The organism is Flavobacterium sp. (assembly GCF_027483985.1).
In the GTDB taxonomy this organism is placed as follows: domain Bacteria; phylum Bacteroidota; class Bacteroidia; order Flavobacteriales; family Flavobacteriaceae; genus Flavobacterium.
On record NZ_JAIXTJ010000011.1, the window covers coordinates 88,217 to 105,983 of the forward strand.

The 17,767-nt window shown below is 34.8% G+C and carries 17 protein-coding genes; 2 read left to right on the forward strand and 15 right to left on the reverse strand.

The annotated features are described in order from the left end of the window. The first annotated feature begins 81 nt into the window (after positions 1–81). Positions 82–864: an RMD1 family protein gene (locus Q0050_RS02255; protein WP_298392253.1), complete on the forward strand. Its 783-nt coding sequence runs from the start codon at positions 82–84 to the stop codon at positions 862–864. Positions 865–1,129: 265 nt separating this feature from the next. On the opposite strand, the gene Q0050_RS02260 is transcribed toward Q0050_RS02255, so the two are convergent. The 4 genes from Q0050_RS02260 to Q0050_RS02275 form a co-directional block, all read right to left on the reverse strand. Next, positions 1,130–2,395, reverse strand: a complete 1,266-nt coding sequence (locus tag Q0050_RS02260; protein ID WP_298392255.1) for an MFS transporter — start codon at positions 2,393–2,395, stop codon at positions 1,130–1,132. Positions 2,396–2,402: 7 nt separating this feature from the next. Further along, positions 2,403–2,930 (reverse strand): NUDIX domain-containing protein, encoded by a 528-nt coding sequence (locus Q0050_RS02265; protein ID WP_298392257.1) that lies wholly within the window; start codon positions 2,928–2,930, stop codon positions 2,403–2,405. A 276-nt stretch (positions 2,931–3,206) separates the two neighbouring features. Beyond that, positions 3,207–4,670, reverse strand: a complete 1,464-nt coding sequence (locus Q0050_RS02270) for a sigma 54-interacting transcriptional regulator (RefSeq protein WP_298392259.1) — start codon at positions 4,668–4,670, stop codon at positions 3,207–3,209. A 118-nt stretch (positions 4,671–4,788) separates the two neighbouring features. Continuing rightward, entirely contained in the window at positions 4,789–5,907 is a 1,119-nt protein-coding gene (locus Q0050_RS02275; RefSeq protein ID WP_298392261.1) for a VWA domain-containing protein, read from the reverse strand. A 173-nt stretch (positions 5,908–6,080) separates the two neighbouring features. On the opposite strand from Q0050_RS02275, the gene Q0050_RS02280 reads away from it, so the two are divergent. Then, entirely contained in the window at positions 6,081–6,653 is a 573-nt protein-coding gene (locus Q0050_RS02280; protein WP_298392263.1) for a pentapeptide repeat-containing protein, read from the forward strand. A 24-nt stretch (positions 6,654–6,677) separates the two neighbouring features. Here Q0050_RS02280 and Q0050_RS02285 read toward each other — a convergent pair whose 3' ends face one another. The 11 genes from Q0050_RS02285 to Q0050_RS02335 all read right to left on the reverse strand — a co-directional run bounded on the left by Q0050_RS02285 (position 6,678) and on the right by Q0050_RS02335 (position 17,696). Further along, positions 6,678–7,349 (reverse strand): ABC transporter ATP-binding protein, encoded by a 672-nt coding sequence (locus Q0050_RS02285; protein ID WP_298392265.1) that lies wholly within the window; start codon positions 7,347–7,349, stop codon positions 6,678–6,680. Between the two features lies 1 nt (position 7,350). Then, entirely contained in the window at positions 7,351–8,607 is a 1,257-nt protein-coding gene (locus Q0050_RS02290) for an FtsX-like permease family protein (protein WP_298392266.1), read from the reverse strand. Next, on the reverse strand, positions 8,607–9,698 hold the full coding sequence (locus Q0050_RS02295) for an efflux RND transporter periplasmic adaptor subunit (protein ID WP_298392268.1): 1,092 nt from the start codon (positions 9,696–9,698) through the stop codon (positions 8,607–8,609). Before Q0050_RS02295 ends, Q0050_RS02290 begins: the two co-directional genes overlap by 1 nt. A 71-nt stretch (positions 9,699–9,769) precedes the next feature. Next, on the reverse strand, positions 9,770–10,807 hold the full coding sequence (locus tag Q0050_RS02300) for an o-succinylbenzoate synthase (protein WP_298392270.1): 1,038 nt from the start codon (positions 10,805–10,807) through the stop codon (positions 9,770–9,772). Positions 10,808–10,866: 59 nt separating this feature from the next. Next, a complete protein-coding gene (locus tag Q0050_RS02305; RefSeq protein WP_298392272.1) occupies positions 10,867–12,117 on the reverse strand; it encodes a tetratricopeptide repeat protein in 1,251 nt (416 codons plus the stop codon). 166 nt (positions 12,118–12,283) lie between these two features. Continuing rightward, the gene (locus tag Q0050_RS02310) at positions 12,284–12,961 is read right to left on the reverse strand and encodes a metal-dependent hydrolase (RefSeq protein ID WP_298392274.1); all 678 of its coding nucleotides are present in this window, start codon (positions 12,959–12,961) and stop codon (positions 12,284–12,286) included. A gap of 69 nt (positions 12,962–13,030) precedes the next feature. Next, positions 13,031–13,987 (reverse strand): 1,4-dihydroxy-2-naphthoate octaprenyltransferase, encoded by a 957-nt coding sequence (gene menA, locus Q0050_RS02315; protein ID WP_298392276.1) that lies wholly within the window; start codon positions 13,985–13,987, stop codon positions 13,031–13,033. An 87-nt stretch (positions 13,988–14,074) separates the two neighbouring features. Next, a complete protein-coding gene (locus Q0050_RS02320) occupies positions 14,075–15,580 on the reverse strand; it encodes a PH domain-containing protein (RefSeq protein ID WP_298392278.1) in 1,506 nt (501 codons plus the stop codon). Continuing rightward, the gene (locus tag Q0050_RS02325; RefSeq protein ID WP_298392280.1) at positions 15,580–16,101 is read right to left on the reverse strand and encodes a PH domain-containing protein; all 522 of its coding nucleotides are present in this window, start codon (positions 16,099–16,101) and stop codon (positions 15,580–15,582) included. Before Q0050_RS02325 ends, Q0050_RS02320 begins: the two co-directional genes overlap by 1 nt. Positions 16,102–16,103: 2 nt before the next feature. Continuing rightward, a complete protein-coding gene (locus Q0050_RS02330) occupies positions 16,104–16,700 on the reverse strand; it encodes an outer membrane beta-barrel protein (protein WP_298392282.1) in 597 nt (198 codons plus the stop codon). 156 nt (positions 16,701–16,856) lie between these two features. After that, the gene (locus Q0050_RS02335) at positions 16,857–17,696 is read right to left on the reverse strand and encodes a 1,4-dihydroxy-2-naphthoyl-CoA synthase (protein ID WP_298392284.1); all 840 of its coding nucleotides are present in this window, start codon (positions 17,694–17,696) and stop codon (positions 16,857–16,859) included. Positions 17,697–17,767: the final 71 nt, after the last annotated feature.

Consider the following 17,767-nt stretch of genomic DNA (forward strand, 5'->3'; position numbering starts at 1 on the left):
AAAATGGTAAAGTGGTAAATTAAACTTCACTTATTCCTCCTCTATATTAAAATAACTATCTTTGTAAAAAACCAAAAGGAGATGGAAATCAAGATAGAAGCCCTTCAACTAGCCGAATCATTTAATATCAAAAAATTTCGCGCCGATTTTCAAACCGAAGCCCATTCGGGTTCCACCACCGAATTATTTTACTCTTTTAGCGAAAACAACAGGTTCTTGTATGTGTTTGATTATGGTGTTATCGTATTCGCCAATTATGACGCGGTAAGTAAAAGTGAATTTGTGAATTTTATCAAAAACTATGCAACTTCACTAGTAAACTTAAACCTTTCGGAAGAATATCGCATTGAAATAAACAGCTCGATTGAAAAGCCTATTGTAAAAAACAATTACGTAAGTGTTCCCAATATCGAAGCGTCGCTAATGCGAATCATTATGCTTAACATAGGGCAATCAGTAGCCTTAGATTATTACGAAAACCTAACGGATGACCTTATAGCGTCCTCTAAAATCTATATTCTACAGTTAGAAAAAAGTGGTAAATTGAGTATTTCCAAAACCAATTTGCTAAAATACATTGGTAAAGTTTTGAACGTTAAAAACAGCATCATCGATAATTTGTATATTCTAGATGATCCCAATTTGGTTTGGGACAACGAAGAGCTAAACTTATTAAACCGCAACCTAAAAGCCAATTTCGACATCAATACGAGGTTCAAAGACTTAGATTACCGCCTGCAAATTGTAGAAGACAACCTCACCCTGTTTACCGATGTGCTAAATGTAAGAGAAAGTTCCAAACTAGAATGGCTGATTGTAATTCTGATCTTTATTGAGATTATAATTAGTTTGACATTGCATTAGAAGAATTACTTTAGTGCATCTTGTAGTCGTGAGGTGCTTGCGTAACATTGGCTTCGAGTAGCATTTCGAGAGCCTCAATGTAAAACCTCAGCCAACAGAGAATATCCCTAAATTAAAACCTCAGCCAACGGAGAACAACACTTCAAAACGTCATAAAGAAAACAAAATCGTTGTAATTAGAACAAAACACAATTAGTTAAAGTAATGTCACATTGAGCTTGTCGAAATGCTCCTAAAACAAAAGCTCAAATCGTAAAACTCTTAACTACTCCTCTTTCTTATCCTCAAAAGTAAAGTTGCGCAATTGTGGTACTTTGAAAAAAGTGAAGGCAACTACACCTAAGGTCAAACAACCTCCAACGACTACCGCTCTAACGGTTCCAAGCCAATTGGCCATTACACCGCTTTCAAAGTCACCAAACTCGTTGGACGAACTCACAAAAATAGTGTTGACAGCAGAAACACGGCCGCGCATTGCATCCGGAGTAACTAATTGCAAGATGGTACTGCGAATGACCACACTAACCGCATCAAACATACCCGATAACAATAGCATTGCAAAAGAAAGGTAGAAATTCGTTGAAATACCGAATATTATTATAGAGATAGCAAATCCTGCTACGCAAAGGAAAAGTTTTCTTCCGGGTTTGTTTTTTAATGGCAAAAAGGCCAGTAAACCTAAGGTTAAAATTGCACCAAGTCCGGGTGCTGAACGCAACAAACCAAATCCGACTTCATCAACGTGCAAGATTTCTTTTTGATATACAGGCAATAAAGCCACCGCACCACCAAATAGTACCGAAAACATATCTAATAACTGAGCAGCCAAAAGCGTTGGTGTTCGCAATACAAACTTCAGTCCTTCAGAAATACTTGTCAGTATCGGTTCTTTTTCTTTTTTTAATATAGGTTTTACGGCAATCGAACTAACAGGAATAAACATCAAAATCAAAACTAACGCTACCGCTAATAATCCAATCTTAATTCCGAAAAACGCTATAAAGATACCCGCGATTAGTGGACCAATCACAGCGCCTAATTGCCAAGCCATACTGCTCCAACTAGTAGCGTTAGCATATTGCTCTCTTGGAACAATCATTCCGAATAAAGAAAACATTGAAGGTGCGTAAAACGAGCGAAACATTCCGCCAATAAATACCATAACATAAATAGCACCTACCAAAAGTGAAAGCGACAGTTGTGATTGCACCGCTGGTAACGCCAAAGCAAAAAGACATAAAGCCGTAAAAATATAGCCCACAAGACAAATCATAACCATTTTACGCTTCTCATTTTGATCGACATAATGTCCAGCAATCAGCGAACAACCTACAGCAGGAATGACTTCTGCCAAACCAACAAGTCCTAACGAAAGCTTGCTATTAGTTAATTGGTACACCCAATAAAACAAAATGGTAGCTTGCATGTTCAAAGCCAAAATGATTCCGAAACGAGACAGTAAAAACGACTGAAACTCTTTTATCTTTAATGAAGGATGTTTTCCTGAAAATCCTGAGGTTGCTGTTGTCATACTAAATTTACTTTTTGTAATACTGACCAATTACATCGCGAATGGAAACAAATCCAATGGCATTCAAATCAATTTCGGAACGCTTGATCCATTGCAAGGCTTTAATTTCGTCTGCTGCATTGATACTAATTACATCAGAAGCAACTTTACATTCATAGAAAATATCCATCGTTCGATAAGCAACATTTTTGTATAAGTAATTATTTGGTGCTGTGGTGACATAAGTCAAATCATCGGAAGTAATACTTAAACCCAATTCTTCTTGAATTTCACGACAAGCAGCAGCTTCTGCATTCTCATTTGGATCAATAAATCCGCCAGGTAAATCTAGCCTTCCTTTGTCTGGATCGACATTTCGTACAGTGAACAGAATCTTATCCTCAAAGGTAAAAACCACCGCCACTGCAGCAGCAATATTGTGGTATAAAACAAAATCACATTCCGGACAATGCAGTTTAAAATTGTTGTGAAAGGTCAGATTTTGCGAACTGCAATTCGGACAATATTTAAAAAAAGAAGTTGCGCTATCGGTCATTTTATTGGTACTAAATGGTTTTCAAAACTCCTGTGAGCAATGGTTTTGGTTGGTCAAATGTATTACTTTAACCAAAAAGTAATCCGATTTTAAGAGAATAATATCGGTAGTATTTATCAACAATTGTTAGTAAAAGAAATGCGTTTTATCTATCAAAACCACTACAAAAAACCATAAAAAAATCCCTTAAACTAGTACTTTTACTTATAAAGTACTAGTTTAAAAGAAAGTGTTTAAAATATAATATAATAGATAATTACAAATAAAAATTAGTATTTACAATTTATTAATATAACTACTGTATAAGTCTTTGAATTGATAACCAACTTCTACTCTATCTTTGCTCAATTTGTTGAACTCTACCAATCCCCATAAAACGAATTCTTTAAAGAAATAACGATCCTGTAAAGGAAGTTCGGGTTGGTATTTTTGAATCAAATCTTCTAAAGGCGTTACTGCATCTAATTGCTTTTTGTATTCTTCATCTGTTGCGTCATCTAAAAGTTCGAAACCAGTTTCTGCAAAGAACCACTCTAGAATTTTAGCATAAGGACTAGCATCAGCATCGCGCTCTAATTTCTCAATCTTAGGAAAATAAGCTGGAAAAAAGGTTTTGATAGCATCGCTGATTAAATATTGTGCTACCATTGCTGCACCTTCTTGCTCGCCTTCATAAACCAACTCCACTTTACCAGTAATAGCTGGAATTATACCCATAAAATCAGATAATCTAACCGACGTAGTATCGGCACCCGACAATAAAGCTCTTCTTTCGGCAGTGCTTAATAAGTTTTCAAAAGCCGTGATACTCATACGAGCACTTACACCACTTTTAGCATCTATAAATTCGCTTTCGCGTGCTTCAAAACTGATTTGCTCTAATAAATCCTTAGCCAAACTTGGTACGTAAACCGTACTAGATTGGTGTTGGTCTAATTTAGCTTCTTGCTGGGTAATGGTTCGAGCAATTGCAACGGTTTCAGGATAATGCGTAAGAATCTGAGAACCAATGCGGTCTTTCAATGGTGTTACAATACTACCACGATTGGTATAATCTTCAGGATTGGCAGTAAACACAAACTGGATGTCTAAAGGCATACGCAATTTGTAACCACGTATTTGCACATCACCTTCTTGCAAAATATTGAATAAAGCTACTTGAATTCTCGCTTGTAAATCGGGCAACTCATTGATAACAAAAATGCAACGGTTGGCACGCGGAATCATTCCGAAGTGGATTACGCGGTCATCAGCGTAAGATAATTTTAAATTAGCAGCTTTTATCGGGTCAACGTCACCTATCAAATCGGCTACCGTCACATCTGGCGTAGCTAACTTTTCTGAAAAGCGTTCGCTTCTGTGAATCCATTTGATTGGCGTAGCATCACCTTTTTCAGCAATTAAATCCTTAGCAAATCTTGAGATCGGATTTAAGGGATCATCATTGATTTCCGAACCATCGACAATCGGCATGTATTCGTCAAGTAGTTCAATCATTTTACGAGCCAAACGTGTTTTTGCTTGTCCACGAAGTCCAAGTAAATTGATATTGTGACGCGATAAGATAGCACGTTCAAGCTCTGGAATTACGGTATTTTCAAATCCGTGAACGCCTTCAAAAACGGGTTTGCCAGATTTTATTTTAGTACGCAAATTATCACGCAATTCGTCTTTAATACTTTTAGAAACGTATCCTGATTGTTTTAATTCTGCTAATGTTTTTATGTTTTCTATTTTCATTTTTATTTGTTTAACCGCAAAGAGCGCTAGGTTTAACGCAAAGTTCGCTAAGTATTTTTAAGATATTTATTATATTGTTTTTAGTAATCTTGTGATTTGTAATTTTTTTGAAAACTAGTTATTTGATTTTCTTCTTTCTATTAGTCTCATAATCCTCAAAAATCATTTCCCCTAAACCTTTAAGGCCAGTGTAAAAGGCTTTTCCTTGATTGGCTTCGGTGAAACGGTTGACAAATTTTTGCAAATATGGATCGTTAGCAATCATAAAAGTCGTAATAGGAATGTGCAATTTTCTTGCTTGTGCGGCTTGATTGTAACATTGTTCAACTATGTACTCATCCAAACCATTGGAGTTCATATAATACGTTCCATCCTTTTCACGAACACAACTTGGCTTACCGTCTGTAATCATAAAGATTTGCTTGTTGGTGTTACGTTTTCTTCGCAGCATGTCCATAGCCAATTGCAATCCGGCCACTGTGTTTGTGTGATAAGGTCCGACTTTAAGATAAGGCAATTCCTTGATTGCAATAGGCCAAGCATCGTTTCCGAACACTAAAATATCGATAGTATCCTTTGGATAACGTGTTGTGATTAATTCCGCTAAAGCCATTGCTACCTTTTTGGCTGGTGTGATTCGGTCTTCGCCATACAGAATCATACTGTGGCTGATGTCAATCATCAAGACTGTGCTCATTTGTGATTTGAACTGTGCATCTTCTACCACCAAATCGTTTTCCGTCAAACGAAACTCGTCCACTCCATTATTGATTTGTGCATTTCTAAGGCTTTCGGTTAATGAGATATTTTCTAAACCGTCACCGAAATGATAGTCTCTGAATTCGCCTGTTTTTTCATCACCATTTCCTGAATATTTGGTTTTATGGTTTCCGTTGCCTGTTTTTTTGAGGTTTCCAAAAATCTGGTCAAGTGCCGCTTGACGAATGGCTCTTTCGGTTTTTGCCGTGATTCCGGTTCCAGACGTACCGTCTTCTTTGAGTTCGTCTCGGATGTATCCTTTTTTCTTTAAATCTTCAATAAAATCGTCGATAGTGTAGTTTTCATCGGTCAGCTTATATTCTACATCCAACTGACGTAGCCAATCGATAGCTTCCTCAAAATCGCCTGAAGTGTGTGTGATTAACTCCTTAAAAATCTCAAAAAGTTTATCAAATGGCGACAGATTGGGCGCTTCGTATTGCTTGAAGAAAAATCCTTTTTTTGTGTTCTTTTCCATAGGATATAAAATTACTATATAAAGTCAAGTTCCCAACAAAACGAATACTAATTTTTAGTTAAAGATTACGTCAACCGCAATTCAAACCTAGAAAATAGCACTTTAAAACTCCGATAACTTGCAGCTGTATCTGAAACCTTTTTAGTAGTTTTACAGCTTTAAAACAAAGCAAAATGCACTCAGACTATATAGTAGACCAAGAATTTCACAACGAAACCTTTGACGATACCACTATCAAATTCAAAGAATATGAAAATTGTACTTTTTACAACTGCGATTTCAGAGCTTGTACGTTCCAAACCGTGACTTTTATGGATTGTAATTTCTTAGATTGTAATTTTCAGGAAACCAAAATCAACTATGTTTCGTTGAGAGGCGTGTTTTTTACTAGATGCAATTTTACTGCGGTAAATTTTGCAATGACCGACCAAGTTATTTATGAATTTCATTTTAGAGATTGCTTGTTAGACTACGCTCAATTCTATGCTTTGAAGTTAAAAAAGATGCAATTCATCAATTGCAGTATGATAGCTACCGATTTTATGGGCTGTGATTTAACCGAAGTATTGTTTGACAACTGCAACCTAAGAAGAGCAGTTTTTATTGATACTATTGCCATTAAAGCTGATTTTTCTACTAGCTACGATTACGCTTTCGACCCAGATAAAAACAAAATTAAAAAAGCTATTTTCTCTCAAGATGGTTTGAAAGGATTGTTGGAGAAGTATGATATTGTGGTGAAATAGAAGAACAAAATTTTATATTGAATTTTATATTATTTTTCCGTCTTCCATTGTGATGATTCTATTGGTTCTTGCTGCAAAATCGTTGTCGTGAGTTACTATTAAAAGTGTTTGCTTCTCTTCTAACGTAAGTTTTTTAAAAATATCAAAAACTAAGTCGCTGTTTTTTTTGTCAAGATTACCCGTTGGTTCGTCGCCCATAATGATTAACGGATTGTTGATTAATGCTCTTGCGATAGCTACACGTTGCTTTTGTCCACCACTTAATTGATTTGGCATTTTGAGTGCTTGATCTTGCATGTCGAGCGTTTTTAAATGTTCCATCGCATTGTGTTCGATTTCAGAATTGGATAGTTCTGCTAGTTTCATTCCAGGCAACATCACATTTTTCAACACGTTATATTCAGAAAGCAAATAATGAAACTGAAATACAAACCCAATTTTTTCATTGCGAATTGCAGCTAATTCTTTATCTGATTTTCCCGTTATAAGTTCTTCGTTCATAAACAATTGTCCTTCATAATCGGTATCCATAGTGGAAAGCAAATACAGTAATGTAGATTTTCCGCAACCTGATTTTCCGACGATAGAAACAAATTCGCCGTGATTTATGGTCATGTCAATCCCTTTCAACACTTGAAATTTAACTGGATCGTAAAAATATTTGGTCAACCCTTTTGTTTCTAATACTTTACTCATTTTATTTTCCTCTAATAATTTCAACAGGATCAATTTTACTGGCTTTGAGTGCTGGAAAAAGTCCGGCGATTATGGTAGTCAGCAATGCAAAAACAATTCCGATTACATAAAATAATGGATTGTAATTGATAGGATAAGTCTTTATGGTTGGCAATGAAGCCGTTTCAAACGGAATAATATCGATTATTGAAGAAAATACAAATCCGAAAATCAAACCAAATACACCACCAACCAAACCTATGATTAGCGCTAGGAAAATAAAAATCCATTTTACGTCTTTACCAGAAAAACCAGTTGCTTTTAATATGGCAATACTGTCCATCTTTTCAAAAATCATCATGTTTAGAATATTATAAATTCCAAATCCGGCTACTATAAGCAACACAATACCAACAGCATAAGAAATAATACTTCTAACAGTACTTCCGGTTTCAAATTGTGCGTTTGCCGTTTGATAATCAATGGCATCTATATCAAATTTGTTTTGAAACTCTTTAGCAACATTTGGAGCAATGGTCATATCAAACAACTTTACTTGTATATCAGTAACATAATTAGTAGACTCACCAAGTAATTTCTGAGCTGTTGCCAAAGAGGTGTAGCTCATAGTATTATCAATGTCTGCAATACCCGATTGTGAAATTCCAACAATTTTTAATGATGCGAGGTTGCCTTTTGCGGAGGTCACCTTTATCACATCACCAAGCGTAAGTAACATTTTATCTGCCAATCCTTTACCAATAATAATGCTGTTGTTTTGCATCAAATTAGCTACTTTACCTTCGATAATGTAATCGCTTATTTTGAATAATTTTTCTTCTGGCAAAACAGCAATTCCGTTAATAACTCCGGAGATTTCAATAGTTCCAGAATTAAAAAAAACAGGTACATTAATTTTGGGCGCCACATCAATAATTCGGTTATCTTGCTTTAAGTAATTGATGATAGCTTGACTATTATAAATAGCTTTTCCTCTGTCTTTAGGTTTTACTGAACTTATAAAATTGGTACTATTTTTGTAATTTTCTGATAATAAAATAGGCTGATTTAAAGTAGGTTTTATTTCGTTGTAAAGTCTGACATGCGCGGTCCGATTTAGCATTAATCCATCTAATAAATCGTTTAAACCATTCATAAAACTCACTAAAGCGATAAACATTGCTATTCCGAAAGTAACTCCAACTGCAGCCACAATCGTTTGCTTGAGTCGCGCTTTAAGTAAATGAAGGGCAATATTAAAAATTAGTTTGAAATTCATTATTGCGGTAAATAAATGGTTTCGTCAACCGTTAGTCCTGATAGTATTTCAGCATTTTGATAATCGCTTAATCCCACTTTTACTTTTCGTTTCTCGTCTTTGTTTACCAAAACATATTCGCCATCAATAAGATAACTTTTCGGAATCGTAATTACGTCTTTTCTAACCCTTATCACAATGTTAGCTTCGGTAGTTAAATTTGGATATAATTGCAGTGGTGACTTTATAAAATGAGCTTCTACCTTGAAAGTTCTAGAACGTTCGTCCATAATTGGGTAAATTTTATCAACCGTTGCTTCAAAAACTTTACCCTTATAACTGTCCATACTTACCAGCATCGTTTGACCCAGTTTTACTCGAACCATATCGTTTTCATCTACCTCCAATTCAAGTAAATACGAATCTTTTTTTCCGATAATGGCTAGTGGTGTTTGTGTAGTAACCATAGCGCCTTTTTTGACTAAAACATCAAATAACTCGCCGTAGAAAGCACTTTTGATGATATAATCCGCTTTGGTTTTTTGGCTAATTTTTAAATTAATACTGTTACGAGATTGGTCATTTTGCACTTGTGATTTAAGCTGCGCCAATTGTTTTACCGACGCTTCATAACTGGATTTCGAATTTTTATAAGCCAATTCAATCCGTTCATAATCGACTTCAGAAATTATATTGTATTTCTTGATGTTTTTATTTCGATTATAGATAGATAAATCCAATGCCAATTTATCCTTAGCAGCTTGAACCTTAGTTTCCATTTCGGAAATTTTATCTTGAATGTACTTATTGTCTTGTTTGCTTAATTGATAGGCAAGTTGCGCATTTTCTGTAGTAAGATTTGCCTTATCACTCTCAATTTGAAACAAAGCTTGCCCTTCGGAAATTGTTTGTCCTACCTCAGCATTGACCGATTGTAAAACACCATTGACCGTCGAGAAAACAATATATTGATTTTCGGCTTTTACAATACCCGATGCATAAACACTTTCAGTAACATTACCTTTTTTGGGCTGTGTTTTGGTAACCTCCTTTTTGGAACAAGAAACAAATAGAAAACAGATGGCAAGTGATGAAATGAGAGAATTTCGCATTTGATAGGATTTTAAACGAGTGTACTCGCCTATCTAAGATACGAAAAATTAATGACATTCGGAAGTATTACTTATATTAATTTACAGTCCCAAATTAAAGATGAATTGTATGCAATTTGTCCCTTAACAACTTCCAACGGACAATCAAAATTGTTGGTATAAAGTCCGCCTGTACCCAATCCTTGAGGCATCGGATTTTGTTGTAAAAACGTCCATTGTGCGATAGCATTCAAACCAATATTACTCTCTAAAGCAGAGGTAATCCACCAACCAATGTTGTACTTTTTAGCAAGCGTAATCCATTCGGATGTGCCTTTAAATCCACCCACAAAACTAGGTTTCAAAATGATGTATTGCGGTTGAATTTTTAGCAAAAGTTGCTCCTTATCTTCATACGAAAACACTCCAATAAGCTCTTCATCTAAAGCGATGGGGAATGGAGTAGTTTTACACAGCTCTGCCATAGTGTCAGTATGATTTTTAGCAATAGGTTGCTCGATACTATGTAATTTATAACCAGCTAATTGATTTAATTTATTTAAAGCTTCAGATTCACTAAAAGCACCGTTGGCATCTACTCTGATTTCGATAGTATTTTCATCAAAATTTTGACGAATAAAGTGTAATAAATCGAGTTCTTTTTGAAAATCGATTGCCCCAATTTTTAATTTTACGCAATGGAATCCTTGTGCTAATTTTTCTTCAATTTGCTCCTTCATAAAAACCTCATCACCCATCCAAACCAAACCATTAATATCCATATTTTTTTTGCCATCAGTAAACTCCGATGGAAACAATAAAAAAGGGTTTTCAGATGCTAAAGATTGGAATGCCATTTCTACTCCAAATTGAATCGAAGGAAACTCCAAAAGCGCTTCCCAAAGTTGGTCTTTACCTAAGTGAATGTTTTGGCAAGTCCATTGTAATTGTTCTTCATAATCAGGTCGATCATCAGCACTTAATCCGCGTAGTATTCCGCACTCACCTATTCCTTTTTTTCCGTTCTCTTCTAGAATGATGAACCACGTTTCTTTTTCGTTCATAACGCCTCTAGAAGTTCCAGAAGGTCGTTTGAAGTCTAGGATGTATTTTTGGTAAGTAGCTTTCATTTTGGATCGTTAGATTTTTGGATTTTTGGATTGTTACATTATCCCATTTCATCAATAATTTATTCGATAATACGCGAAATCTTCTCGAAGTTCTCTAAGGGTAAACCGAACTTCTGGAATTCTTTGAAATCGATCGCTACTTGATTGGCCCAAGTTGTGTTCGCATCAATATTCTGCTTTGCAAACTTTTTGTGAATTTCTTTGGCTTGCGACACACGGTTGGTAAACATATAAACGTGTGCCAACTTCATTTGTATAAGAACATCTGTTGGATTAAGTTTTGCTGCTTTGTTATAAGACTCTTCGGCTTTAACAAATTGTTTGGTTACCAAATAATAACCACCTAACAAAGCGTAATCGGCTTCTGTAGCTTTGTTTTTATTAATAATATCAGTCGTAATGACTTCTATTGCTTCTTTGATTTTTCCTTTGTTAAATAATGCCGACGATTTAGCTCTAATGGCATCGTAAAACTTATTGATTTCGCCTGTTTGCTTCAAACTCTCTTCGGTAGCTAGATTTATAGCACGTGTTTTTTCGATAGCAAGCAATTGGTTGAATTCACTGGCTTTGTATTTTTTTGAAATAGTTTCTATGAATAAGGCATAAAACTCTTCTTTTTTGGAAAGTGTTTTAACCAAATCAATAGCTTGAGCTGTTTTTAGTAAGTCTTTTTTGGTTTCACTGTTCCATCCACGACTGGCTTTGTTGTCAATCCAAGGCACTACTTCAAATACCACTTTTTCTTTCATTACCCAATTATCGCTTTCGAAAACAAAGTACAAGTTTTGAGTTTTAGCCGTGAAACAATCAGAATCTTTGGCTTTAAGCAAACGAGCTTCTTTATTTACCGGTGTTTCTTGATACAAACAAGCTTTGCTAGGTTTATCTGCTGTTAAAAACTCCTCTGCCTCTTTTAATTGCGAGAAAATAGCATATTTAGATTTGTCGTCACCTGAAATAGTAGAGGCCAAAAAAATCACTCCAGCGGTTCCTTGACTAATTCCTGTAGGATCCGGAATGGCTTTTAAAACCGATACTAAACTCGAAGAAACTTTTTGATTATCATCGAGAAGCGTGATTCTGTAAACAATTTCTGTTGTTCCTTCAGGGAAATCGGCAGTTTTTACAATTTTCTTTTCGCCTGCTTTTAGTATGATGGTTTCGTTGGTCGTACGAATATTATCCCAATAACCGTCTTTAGATTGCGCAGCAACAATGGTTGTAATTAAAAGGAAGGTAACAATTTTGATTTTTCTAAGTATTACTTGATAGGATTTGATCATCAATTGGAGTTTAGTGAATGTCATTTAAGAACTTTATTTTCGAAAAAATGAGTTTGATTTTACCTCAGTAAATCACTTTTTAGTTTAAAAATTTATACCTATCGAGTTTAAAAAAAACCTGACAGGTATAAAATAATTAAACTATCAAGAATTGGTTCTAGAGCAATTACCATACCAATCCTTTTGAGCATTATAGTTGGATGCTTTGTCCGATTTCAAGAAGCATTAAATCTTTTCCGGCATTAAAGAATTTCTTTTTGGCATCGTCGTGGTTGATTTCGATATATCCAAAAGTATCAAAGTGAACTCCAAGTATTTTATCACATTCCACAAAATCTGCTGCGATTATAGCATCTTCCACATCCATAGTAAAATTGTTACCTATAGAAAGAATTGCTAAATCTAATTTAGTACGCATCGGAATAAGTTTCATATCCATAGTAAGCGCTGTATCTCCAGAAATGTAGATGTTTTTGTGTTCGCCTTCGATAACAAAACCACAAGGATTACCACCATAACTACCATCAGGAAACGAGCTTGAATGCACTGCGTTTACCAATTTAACTTTACCAAAATCAAATTGCCAGCTACCGCCATGGTTCATTGGATGAAACTTAAAGCCTTTTGCACCATAATGGGTTGCTACTTCATAAGTCGAGATGATTGTAGCTTCGGTTTGCTTTGCAATAGCTTCTACATCTAAAATATGGTCTTGATGCGCGTGCGTTAATAAAATATAATCCGCTTTAAGCGTAGCAATATCAATGTGACTTGCTTTTGGATTTCCGGTGATGAATGGGTCAACAATAATGGTTTTTCCGCTAACTTCAATCGATAGACTTGCGTGTCCGTAAAATGTAATTTTCATAGTAGTAATATTTATTTGTTTGCAATTTTAATTTCTGGTACTCTAGTTGGTATTTGAATGAACTATCTACTAATTAGTGTAAAAAATCAAAAAGTCAGATAGTAAATAGATTAGCGATAAAGACAATAAAATAGATAATAAAAACGTACTTAATGCTAATTTTTTTAATTCAGGATCTAATAATTTAGGCTCTTTATTCTTTGCAACTCTTGTTAAATGTGCAATAATCGGAACATAAGCAATTAAGAAAAAATACAAATCAAAATTAAAACGATTCGGATTTGGATCGCGGTAGCTAAAATCGAAAATCAACACAAAAGCCAACATCAACACCATTGCCGTAATGATTAGGAAAAAGTGGTATTTTTTGGCCCAAGCGCCACCATTTTTTACAACAATGGTATTTTTACCAGATTTTCTATCTGATTCTTCGTCGCGCATGTTGTTCAGGTTTAAAACTCCAACACTTAGCAGACCAATGGCCGTTGCCGGAAGGAACAGCAGCCAATCTATTTGTTTAGCAAACATAAAATATACACCAAAAGTACTCACAATTCCGAAAAAGGTAAAGACAAAAACATCGCCTAATCCTCGATATCCGTATGGATTTTTTCCCACAGTATAACGAATAGCCGACGCTATAGCTAATATCCCTAAAACAAAGAAAATAATTGAATACAGAAAGTATTTCCCTTTAAACGAAACATAAATCAACAGCATAGCCGAAACTAACGTTAGAAATGCCGTAATGAAAATAGCATATCTCATTTCGCCTGGCGTAATCAATCCGCTTTGAATAGCACGTTTCGGACCAATTCTATCTTCATTGTCGGTGCCTTTGACACCATCGCCATAGTCATTGGCAAAATTGGATAGTATTTGTAGTCCTAAAGTAGTAGAAAGTGCCAAAATCACAATTTTCCAGTTGAAAATTCCTTGTGACATTGCATAGAAACTTCCGACCAATATTCCAGATACAGAAAGTGGTAAGGTTCTAACTCGAGCGGCTTCAATCCAGTGTTTCATTTTATTTTTTATTTTGTTATTAGTTGTCAGTTTTCGTTTTCAGTTGCTTGACTAATCACTCCTCACTGCTTACTTTTTTACTAAAATTTACATCCAATTGCTGTCGGACGTTTCAATTTCGTAAAGCCAAAGGTTTACGTATTCTTTTATTTTATCGTATTTTCCTAAATAAAAAGTCAGGTTACCACCAGCGGTATGCAAGGTAATCGAACCAATATTTAAATTTTTATGCCAAAACAATTGTGATGTTGTAATGGCTTGTATTTTCTTGATTTCTATGATTTCGTTGTCGATATCCCACGGACCGCTTTGCTTTATTATATGGTTATTACTTACGAATAACTTATAATTTCTGAATCCAAAAATAGCAATCAATAACAAGAATACCGTATAAAAAATTGCAAAATGCGAATAATTAAAAACGGTCGCGTCAACTTTTAAACCAATGATAAAAAATCCTGTTAAAGGTACGATAATCGACAAGAAGATTGAAAATACTAATTTTCTAAAATTAGGACGCATCATTACGCCTTTTTCTGGCAACTCATTGAATAATAAATTTAATATTTTATCGCGCTCAAAGGCATTGCAACCAGGAACTTCAATTAAACTTTTCTTTTGTTTCTTCTCATCGCTAAAGGCCTGCTTTATTTTGATTTCTAAAACATCAAGTTTTCTTTGAAAATAATTACTCGAAACGGTTACAATTTGCACTTTTTCAGGTTTTAGAATTGTGCTTTCTGTATTAATTAATCCATATGAAATTAATAAAGAACCTTTTTGTTTAGTAATGGCATAATTAAAATACTTCACAACGGTTCGGAAAATATTAATTACAAATACTATAGTAAATAAAACCACTACAAAAATAAGAAAAGAATAAATTACAGGATAGCCGCTTAGCGCACTTTCAATTTTATCTTCATCGATGAAGTCATCCTTTCCTATTTGATGTAAATTTTCAATAATGGTAAAAAAGAAGGTCAGAATTAATCCGATGCTTTTAACATAGTTTGAAGTAATTCCGACTTTAAAAAGGCTTACTAAATTGATTTTTAGAAAAGGATGGCTAGTAGTTAGTTCTACTTGCTGCTCGATTTCGACGGTATCAATTTCGGAAGCAACTTTTGTTTCGTTATCCAACAATTTAGCTTTTAGAGCCAAGGCTAAAGAATGGGAAATGGCTTTGATATTACCTTCTTTTTTGTCGCTTCCAGCGGTATCTACATTTAATTCGTAAACGCCGATAAGTCGTTGTATAAGATTTTGGTGAATATTTACTTGTTGGATTTTATTTAACTGAATGGCTGTTTTAGTTTTATTGATAATTCCATCATTCACAATAAATTCATCATTAACTTCATCAATATAAAAAGTGAAGTTCAAATATTTCAAATAAGCTACCACGCCAACAATTGCGATCATTGCCAGAATTCCAAGGATGACATAAAGCTTACTTACACCATTTGATTTAATAAACCAAATAAAAATAATTGGAAGAAATGCCCTTGCAAAATGCTGCAACGAATCAACAAACATCACTAAGATTCCGATAGATGATTGACGTTGTGGTTGATTGAAATTGACTTCCATTAGAGTTGTTTTTGAATTTTACCCATTAGAAGTTGTTTGATGTTTTCGGCTTCTTCTTTGGTAATTCCTGGTATTTCTAGATCACTTGCATTTCCGCCAGCTGTAAAAATTTCTACTTTTGCTAAACCAAATAGCCTTGATACAAATCCTTCGTGAAGTGCTACGTGCTGTACTCTATTGTAAGGAATCACCATTGTATTGGTAGCAATAATACCGCTTCTAAAAATTACATCGTGGGTTCTAAAAGCATACGCTTTCTTTTTGAAACCGAGTACGGATAAAAACAAGATGAAAAAAGACACTACTACAACAACACTTCCTAATTGCATAGAAAACTTTGGAGAGATATTCTCCTTATCAAAAGACAATAATAAGAAAAAGCCAACGACTAAAACTGCAATAATTATGAATGAATTGATTAAAACAACCCACAAATACTTTGGATGCAATGGTGTTAATGGCACTTCTTCATATCGAGGAAGTTGTTTGGTGTTGATGACTTCGTTAGTAAAATCTTCCATATTTAAAAGTTTAATCCAATTCCTAAAGCAATAAGGTGCGCAGTAGTATTAGTTTCTATTGGTAAAAGTTTATAATCAGCTTGAAAATAAAATTCCTCTGAAAACATTAATCTACAACCCGGATTAATGGAAAAGCTGTTATAAGAATCGGTTTTAGTAAAAGTACCCGATTGAAACGCTGGATCCATTGGGTCAAAAAGCGTTGGATTAGAGGTTTTGATGCTGTATTTGCTCGAAAAAAAGGAATAACCTAAATTTAAAAAAGGTTTGAACGATTTGCTCGCATTTACTTCCAAACCAAAATTAGGATTAAGCATCAGTCGGTTTTTAAAATCAATTTGACTATTGCTTAAACGCGCTTGAAAATAATCCAATCCGATACCACCTAAAATACTGATGGATTCGTTTTGGTAAAGTTTATAATGTGCATTCAATCCAACTAATCCGTTATAATTATCGCTAACTATGTTATTGTTTCTTATGTTTCCTGTGTAATGCAAAGAAATCAAAAACTTATCCTCTTTAGCACTACTTTTATCTTGCGAATTAACGTTGAAAGTTAGTAAAATTAGAACACTTAAAATTAGTTTCTTTTTCATAATCAAAAATTAAATCATTTCTAGATAAAAACAGATTAACAATAAAATTAAACCTTGTATGAGATTACAACGGATTGACAAACTATATATGTAAACTGACAACCGGCAACTGATAACTAACAACTAAATAACGTAAACTGACAACTGAACCCTAAATTAAGGCAACCATTTTTTATCAAAGTTAGGCTTGCGTTTTTCTAAAAAAGCATCGCGACCTTCTTTAGCTTCGTCAGTCATATAAGCCAATCTTGTAGCTTCACCAGCGAAAACTTGCTGACCTACCATTCCGTCGTCGGTTAAATTCATTGCGAATTTTAGCATTTTTATCGACGTTGGTGACTTGGCTAATATTTCTTGTGCCCATTCGTACGCTGTCGCCTCTAACTCATCGTGCGGAATTACGGCATTAACCATTCCCATTTCGAATGCTTCTTGAGCGGAATAATTTCGTCCTAAAAAGAAAATCTCTCTAGCTTTCTTTTGTCCGACCATTTTCGCTAAGTATGCCGAACCATATCCGCCATCAAAACTTGTTACATCGGCATCCGTCTGTTTAAAAATTGCGTGTTCTTTACTAGCCAAAGTTAAGTCGCATACCACATGAAGACTGTGTCCGCCACCAACTGCCCAACCTGGAACTACACAAATCACCGCTTTGGGCATAAAACGAATCAATCGTTGCACATCTAAAATATTTAGTCGGTGGTAGCCATCATCGCCCACGTAGCCTTGATGTCCTCTAGCTTTTTGATCGCCACCACTACAAAACGACCAAATTCCATCTTTAGAACTCGGACCTTCAGCAGAAAGCAATACAACACCAATGGACGTATCTTCTTGTGCATCGTGAAACGCTTGTAATAATTCGGCTGTAGTTTTCGGACGAAACGCATTGCGCACATCTGGACGATTGAATGCAATTCGCGCTACTCCGTTGCATTTTTTATAGGTTATATCTTCAAATTCTTTAGCGATTACCCAATTAATTTCTGACATATTCTTTTTTTATTACAAAAATATGGAAATAAAATATAGAAAAATATTTAATTTACAATTTGACGCAACCT